Annotated in this window: 5 protein-coding genes; 1 reads left to right on the top strand and 4 read right to left on the bottom strand. The window is 63.0% G+C overall.

Annotated features, from left to right (window positions below):
• Positions 1-339: 339 nt before the first annotated feature.
• The 3 genes from ACTHL0_RS13985 to ACTHL0_RS13975 form a co-directional block, all read right to left on the bottom strand.
• Positions 340-2,061 (bottom strand): FAD-dependent oxidoreductase, encoded by a 1,722-nt coding sequence (locus tag ACTHL0_RS13985; RefSeq protein WP_440567345.1) that lies wholly within the window; start codon positions 2,059-2,061, stop codon positions 340-342.
• 230 nt (positions 2,062-2,291) lie between these two features.
• A complete protein-coding gene (locus tag ACTHL0_RS13980) occupies positions 2,292-3,266 on the bottom strand; it encodes a threo-3-hydroxy-L-aspartate ammonia-lyase (RefSeq protein WP_440567344.1) in 975 nt (324 codons plus the stop codon).
• Between the two features lie 49 nt (positions 3,267-3,315).
• Entirely contained in the window at positions 3,316-4,287 is a 972-nt protein-coding gene (locus ACTHL0_RS13975; RefSeq protein WP_440567343.1) for an ornithine cyclodeaminase family protein, read from the bottom strand.
• A 258-nt stretch (positions 4,288-4,545) separates the two neighbouring features.
• Between ACTHL0_RS13975 and ACTHL0_RS13970 the strand changes: the two genes are divergently transcribed.
• Positions 4,546-5,772 (top strand): MFS transporter, encoded by a 1,227-nt coding sequence (locus ACTHL0_RS13970; RefSeq protein ID WP_440567342.1) that lies wholly within the window; start codon positions 4,546-4,548, stop codon positions 5,770-5,772.
• A 24-nt stretch (positions 5,773-5,796) separates the two neighbouring features.
• Here ACTHL0_RS13970 and ACTHL0_RS13965 read toward each other — a convergent pair whose 3' ends face one another.
• A complete protein-coding gene (locus tag ACTHL0_RS13965; protein WP_440567341.1) occupies positions 5,797-7,401 on the bottom strand; it encodes a PAS domain-containing protein in 1,605 nt (534 codons plus the stop codon).
• Positions 7,402-7,507 lie beyond the last annotated feature (106 nt).

Below are 7,507 nucleotides of genomic sequence, written 5' to 3'. Positions count from 1 at the left end.
GGGACGGCGCCCTTGAGCTTCATCCAATGCAGCGCGGCGCTCGTGTCGAGGCCGCCGGAAAAGGCGATACCGACCTTCTGGCCAGTCGGGAGGCTTTCAAGAATAGTACTCATGAAGGAAACCGTTCTATCTAGGATGGAGGGTTAAATCGCGCTAACCGGCCGTCTGGAGCCCGCGCCCCGCGTCCGCGCCCGAGGCGGGCGCAGGCGATGCGCAAAACGCTATTGTAGCCGGTGCGCGGGGCGGCGCCGCAATCGGCGGCTGGGCCGGGCGAATATCACCTCGAAGGCTCGCGGGAATGCGAGTGCGAGGCGTGCGTGCGGCCGCCTCGCCCGAAGGTCAATCCGGCCGCGCCGATTCGGACAGGGCCTGAAGGTAGGCGTGAATCTGGCTGACGACAGCCGCGCCGTCGCCTACGGCCGACGCCACGCGCTTCGTCGATTCCGCACGCGCGTCGCCGATCGCAAAGAGGCCGGGAATGCTCGTTTGCAATGGAAAGGCGCCTCGGCTATCCACACGGGCGGGCGCGCCGGTGAAACCCGTCGATACAAAACCGTTGCGATCCAGCTCGACGCCGCTCGATGCCAGCCAATCCGTCTTCGGATCGGCGCCGATGAACAAAAACAAATGCCGCGACGGCACCCCTTCCCGTTCCTCGCCGCGCCGGATCACGACACGCGCCAACCCGGCCTCGTCGCCTTCCAGCGCATCGAGCGCGCAGCCGGTGCACAGCGACACGTTGGGTAGCGCGCCGATGCGATCGATCAGGTATTTCGACATGCTCGATTCGAGCGAGCTGCCGCGAATCAACACACGAATGCTGCGCGCAAAATTCGCGAGAAACACAATCGCCTGGCCCGCGGAGTTGCCGCCGCCGATGAGGACGATGTCCTGGCCCTTGACCAACTTCGCTTCGATCGGGGACGCCCAGTAGTAGATTCCACGCCCTTCGAACCGATCGACATTCTGCACGGCAGGCTTGCGATACGCCGCGCCGCTTGCGATCACCACGGCCCGTGCGCAGACCGTTTGTCCGTCCGCCAAGGTCAGAACGAAGCGGCCGTCCTCGCGCGCCACGGAGGCGACCTTGCTTGGAATCGCCACATGAGCGCCGAATTTCATGGCTTGCTGATAGGCCCGTCCCGCCAGCGCCTGCCCCGAAATGCCTGTCGGGAAGCCGAGATAGTTTTCGATCCGCGCGCTGGCGCCGGCTTGACCGCCCGGCGCGCGTTCGTCGAACACGGCCACCGACAAGCCTTCGGTGGCCGCATATACCGCAGCCGCAAGGCCTGCGGGACCCGCGCCGACGATCGCAACATCGTAGAGGCACGCCGATTCAAAGGACGGCACGAGCCCAAGACAGGTCGCCAATCGAACTTCATCGGGCGCGCGCAGCACCGAGCCGTCGGGACAAAAGACGAGCGGAAAATCGTCGGGGCCGACCGTGATGTCGGCCAGCAGCGCAACGGCTTCCTTGTCCTGGCGCGCGTCGAACACCGTCGAAGGATGCCCGTTTCGCCGCAGGAAACCTTGAAGCGCGATCACGCGCGGGTCGAGACCGTCGCCGACGATAATCGGCCCGAGCCCCATCTGGATCAGCCCGATACGCCTCAATATCAACGCTCGCATGATCCGTTCGCCCAGTTGCGCATCGGCGACGATCAATGCGCGCAGCTTTTCCGGCGAGACGACGAGCGTTTCGCAATCGGTTTCGGCGATGCCATCGACAAGCGCCGGCTTGCCGGAGAGCTGCGCCACTTCCGCCATGAAGCTGCCGGCCTCGTGCTCGGCGATCCGTCTCAGGTTGCCGGACCGGTCGCGCGAGCACACCTGCACCCGCCCTTCCAGCAGAAGGTACAGTCCCAAGGAAACGTGTCCGGCCCGGAAGAGGAAATCGCCTTCCTTGAACGACATCGGCGTCGCGAAGCGGCGCAAGCTGGCGATCTCGGCGGCGGACAGCTTCGGAAACAGCTGATGCTGACGGTGTTCGAGCGACGAATACGGAACTTCCTCGTCCTGCACCGGTTGGCCGGCAGGAGAAACGATCTCTGGGCTGTTCATGGCGGGCCTCGGCGTTCTCGGTTGATGCCGCGACGCCCGGGCGTTCGTTGCTCGATCGGCCCTTCCGGCGCTGGCGAGGGCCAGCTTAGCAAGGTTTAACGAAAGATGTCGTTCGGAAACACGTAGGGCCGGCGAGCCGTTGGACAGTGCCGGCACAGTGTCCAGCTTTTGCCTGCTTTCCGGCCTTTTTTCGCGCTTTTTTTCCCTTCGCGGCCCGAAGGTGCAACCGGTCATCGACCTTGCGTCACCAGCGAACAGAATCGCTCGAGATCGATATTGCCGCCGCTGATGATGACTCCGACCCGCTTGCCTTTGAGCGAATCCTTCACATTCAATGCAGCGGCCAATCCCAAACATCCTGTCGGTTCGACGATCATCTTCATGCGCGCGGCGAAGAATTGCATCGCGTTCACCAAATCCGCGTCCGACGCGGTGAGGATATCGTCGACATCGCGCTTGATGATGCCGAAGGTGTAGTTCCCGAGGTGCTGTGTCTGCGCCCCGTCGGCGATTGTTTTCGGCGTGTCGATATGAACGATCGAGCCGCTGCGCAGCGATTGCTGACCATCGTTCCCGGCCTCCGGTTCGACGCCATACAAGACACACTTCGGCGCAAGGGCACGCGTGGACAGCGCCGTGCCGGACAACAGCCCGCCGCCGCCCAACGGGACGAACAGATAATCGAGCGCGCCCACTTCCTCGAACAATTCCTTTGCCGCTGTGCCTTGCCCGGCGAGTACGTCCGGATGATCGTAAGGCGGAATCAACGTGAGACCCTGCTCTTGCGCGAGCCGCTTGCCGATGGCTTCGCGATCTTCCGAATAGCGATCGTAGACGACGACGTGTGCACCATATCCTTTCGTGGCGGCGACCTTCGCGGCCGGTGCATCGTGCGGCATGATGATCGTGGCCGGGATCCCGAGAATCTTCGCCGAGAGCGCTATGCCTTGCGCGTGATTCCCCGATGAGAACGCCACCACCCCGGCCCGACGCTGTTCCGGTGAAAACTTCGATAGCGCATTGAACGCACCGCGAAACTTGAAAGCGCCCATCCGTTGAAAATTCTCGCACTTGACGAACACCTCGCCGCCGACGAGTTCGTTCAGCGTCCGCGACGTTTGAACCGGGGTGCGATGGGCAATGCCGTCGATGCGCGTGGCAGCGGCTTCGACGTCGGCATAGGTAGGAAGGGTGTAGGTGGTCATGTGAGAGTCGCTAGTCAAACTTCGAAATGTCGAAATGTCGAAACGTCGTTTACCAAGGCCACGGCACGGAAGTCCCCAAGCCATTTTCGATCGCCCGCTCGTGAAGGAAGCGCGCGACCGTCAAGTCCTGCAGCGCCAGCCCCGTCATGTCGAACACGGTTACGTCGTGCGCCGCGCGCTCAACCGTGGCGCTTCCGGCCAAGACATCGCCAATCTCGATGCAAGGCAACTGCGGCGCCCATTGGCATTCACCGATGCTGCGCGCCTGATCTCGATCGTCGACAAAAATGCGCGCGCGCTGCAACACGCCTTCAGGCAGCTCGCGTTTGCCCGCCGTGTCCGCTCCCACGCATGTCAGATGGGTGCCGGGCTGAACTGCATCGGCGTCGAACAACGCACCGCCGCCCGGTGTTGCCGTGATCACGATGTCACTGGCGGCCACGGCTTCATTGCGGTCCCGAGCGATATCGATGGCGCATCGCGCCCGGAACGCCGATTCGAACACGGCGTCCGGCGCGCCGCCCACCGTCACGTACCGCACCGTGCAACGTTGGGGGAGCAACGTCAACGCATAGTCGAGCTGCACGCGCGCTTGAACACCTGTGCCAAAGATGCAAATTCTGCTGCTTTCGGGGCGCGCGAGCAACTGCAGCCCCAAGCCACCGGCCGCGCCTGTGCGCGCGGTGGTAATCGCATTGCCGTCCATGATGCACAAGGGGCGGCCCGTATTCGGATCGAACAGGGCGACGGTTGCCTGATGCGGTTCGCCGCCCAGGCCGCGGTTGCTCGACCAAAAGCCGGCTGCTTTGAATCCCAGCAGGTTCTGGCTGGCGACATCGCCCGATTTGATGCCGAATACACCACCGGTATGCAGCTTCTCGCGAACGACGGGGAACACACGGCCAGCCCGCTGACTATGTAAGACGAAGGCTTCGCGAACGGCGGCCATGACTTGCTCGGCCTGAAGGTTGGCCCCGACGACATCACCGTCGAGCAGCAGAAGTTGAGCGTCTGTGGGCATGGTCGGAAGTAGGCGGTATCCGGTGCAATGTGGAAGGGAAGGATGATTTTTATACATTGTGTATAGAATTAGACATTTCGTCAACCATCAAATTGGACGCCCCCGCTCGGCTTACAACGATAAGAAATAGCGCGCCGCTCAGGCTCTTCGCTATCTGTCCTGCTCTGCCCGGCGCTTGCCGGTTCCAGCGAACTTTTCGCCACGCCACTAGAATGGCTCCTTTGCGGGTAAACACCCCCTTGATTGTGGCCATCGGCAATGCACCAGATTGAAGCAGTAAAGAACAAGACGGCCTGGGTTCTCCTGGCCTTGGCCGTCGGCGGCTTCGCGATCGGCACAACCGAATTCGCGACAATGAGTGTCTTGCCCCTATTCGCGCGCGGGCTCGGCATCAGCGCACCGGTGGCAGGGCACGTCATCAGTGCCTATGCGTTAGGGGTGGTCGTTGGCGCCCCCGCCCTCGCCGTCCTGGGCGCACGGCTCGATCGCCGCGACCTGCTGATCGCGTTGATGGCGCTGTTCGTCGTCGGCAATACACTCAGCGCACTCGCACCGAGCTACCCCTGGATGCTCGTCTTCCGCTTCATCAGCGGATTGCCGCACGGCGCCTACTTCGGCGTCGCCGCGCTCGTCGCCACCTCGCTCGTCCCCGAAAATCGCCGCACCGTCGCCGTGGGCCGCATGTTCCTCGGGCTGACGGTGGCCACGATCATCGGCGTACCGTTCGCGAACTGGCTGGGCCATGCCGTCGGCTGGCGCTGGAGCTTCGGCTTCGCGGCATTGATGGGCGCCGTCACGATGACCTGTGTGCGCCTGTTGGCGCCGTCGACTCCGGCGGCGGCCGGCGCAAGCCCCTTGCGCGAATTGAACGCCCTCAAGCGCGCACAGGTTTGGTACACACTCGGTATTGGCGCGATCGGGTTCGGCGGTCTGTTCGCGGTCTACACCTATCTGGCGAACGTGCTCGCCTCTGTCACGCACGCATCGCTCAGCACCGCATCGCTCGTGCTGAGCGTCTTCGGCGTCGGAATGACGCTCGGCAACATCGTCGTGCCGATGTTCGCGGATCGCGCGGTGATGCGCACGGCGGGACTGTTACTCGTCTGGAGCGCGCTCACGTTGCTTGCCTTTCCGTTCGCGGCCTCTCATGTATGGCTGATTGCGGTTGACGTGTTTCTGATCGGCGCGGGGGGTGCGCTCGGCACTGTCCTACAGACGCGCCTGATGGATGTCGCCGAAGACGCGCAAAGTCTGGCGGCGGCACTCAATCACTCGGCCTTCAACACGGCCAATGCCCTGGGGCCGTTTCTTGGCGGGCTGGCGATCGCGGGCGGGTTCGGCTGGACTTCACCGGGGTGGGTGGGTGCGTTGCTGGCCCTCGCCGGCCTCGGCGTTTGGGCCATGGCAGGTTTCGCTCAACGCAACGCCGATCGTAAAGCGATGCGTCCGGATCGGAAGATCTGTTTGGAAACGCAGGGGCACTGACGAAACCACGGCGTTTGCGGCCACTCACCCCTTCCCCGGTGCCTGCGTGGCATCGCCGGCACCCGCGCACGGCATCGGCAGCTTGACCTCGATCTTTGTGCCTTTGCCCGGCGCGCTGTCGATAGCGATTTTTCCGCCGAGCATCAATACCCGCTCCTTCATGCCCGCGAGGCCGAACGAGCGTTTGCGGGACGCGACCGGGTCGAATCCGCATCCGTCGTCACTCACCTCGAGCAAACACTCCGAGCGGACAATACCCAGCGAGACGAACACACGACGAGCGCGGGCGTGGCGCGCAATATTCGTCAGTGCCTCCTGCGCAATACGGAAGACTGCAATCGCATGCGCCTCGTCCAACGGTGAATTTTCGTCCGGCAGCGACAGCCGATACTCGGCCTTCGCCCCCCGTGTAAATTCCGCGACAAGCCATTCGAGCCCGGCGGCAATGCCGGCATCCAATGCTGCCGGACGTAGCGACGACACGGCCTGACGCACGACGTGCATCGTTTGGTCGGCAAGCTGCAGCAGCTTTTGAACGTGTTCCGTAAGTTCGGGATTACCGGGCCCGAAGCGAAGACGAAGCGTCGACGCCCCCATGCGCAGTGCTGTCAGCTGCTGCCCGAGCTCATCGTGCAACTCGCGCGCAATGCGCTTGCGCTCTTCTTCGCGGGCCGTTTCGCGCCGGGAAGTCAGTTCGCGCAGGATGTCGTACGACTCGAGCAGCCGCTGCTCGGCTTCCTTGCTCTCCGAAATATCGCGACTAATGGCCAACACGCTCACGACTGCGCCGCTGACAGAAAATTCAGGAGCGGCGAGGATGTGTCCCCATCCGATTCGTCCGTCTTCGTAGCGCAGGCGGACCTCCTCGGTGACAACTTTGCCCGTCCTGACCACCGTTCGTAACAGGTTCATGTAATGGTGGGGATCGATGAATCGGGACAGTTCGGCGGGCGTCGTTCCTATCACGTGCTCCCTTTCGTGCTGCAGGAGCGACCGCAACGCGGGATTCACGTAGAGGCGCCGACAGTTGACGTCGTACCGTGCGATGTAGTCGGGTGCATGTTCGACGACAGCGCGAAACGCCTGCTCGCTCGCGTATAGGCGATCTTCGGCCTGCTTCCGGTCAGTGATGTCGCGCCCGAGCGCCAGCGCCCCGATCGTTTCTCCCTGACGCCCGCGCTCGGGAAAAATTCGAATGTGGTGATAACGAATACCGTCCCCGGTATCCGGCAAAATCAGTTCGGTGTCGCGCTCGGTTCCGCTCTCGATGACCGCCTCAATCAACGACTGATACGGTGTTAACCGCAAACCGGGATCGTGTTCGTTAGGGGTCTTGCCCAACAGGTCATTCAACGGCCTGCGCAGCAACACCGATAGGGCCGAGTTGGCAAACACCAGCCGGCACGCACGGTCATAGCGACAAATGATTTCGGAAGCACTCTCCGCCAGGCTTCGAAACTGCCCTTCGAGCTGGGATTGCGTCTCGCGCAACGCGTCCGTTTTAGCCCTCAGCGAGGCCTCGCGCTCGGCCAGCCTTCGTTCGAGCGTTTGCACCTGCCGGCGCAACGCAGTGTTCTCCCGCTTCAGTGACGCCGCATCGAGCGACGGTTCGTGCACCGGGTTCTTCATCTGTTGTCCAGGATCGGCCCGTCGCCCACGCGGCGGAAAAGAGGGGGGCGAAAACGATACCATACCCTTCATTCTTCCGATCCGGCAACGAACCACGCCTGCGCGT

The organism is Trinickia sp. (genome assembly GCF_051961175.1).
GTDB lineage: Bacteria > Pseudomonadota > Gammaproteobacteria > Burkholderiales > Burkholderiaceae > Trinickia.
Note: the sequence above shows the minus strand (reverse complement) of the source record. Positions and strands in the feature narration are given on the sequence as shown.

Excerpts from the sequence above, each read along its gene's own strand:
- ACTHL0_RS13985 (WP_440567345.1), bottom strand. The coding sequence starts at position 2,061 with ATGAACAGCCCAGAGATCGTTTCTCCTGCCGGCCAACCGGTGCAGGAC.
- ACTHL0_RS13980 (WP_440567344.1), bottom strand. The coding sequence starts at position 3,266 with ATGACCACCTACACCCTTCCTACCTATGCCGACGTCGAAGCCGCTGCC.
- ACTHL0_RS13975 (WP_440567343.1), bottom strand. The coding sequence starts at position 4,287 with ATGCCCACAGACGCTCAACTTCTGCTGCTCGACGGTGATGTCGTCGGG.
- ACTHL0_RS13970 (WP_440567342.1), top strand. The coding sequence starts at position 4,546 with ATGCACCAGATTGAAGCAGTAAAGAACAAGACGGCCTGGGTTCTCCTG.
- ACTHL0_RS13965 (WP_440567341.1), bottom strand. The coding sequence starts at position 7,401 with ATGAAGAACCCGGTGCACGAACCGTCGCTCGATGCGGCGTCACTGAAG.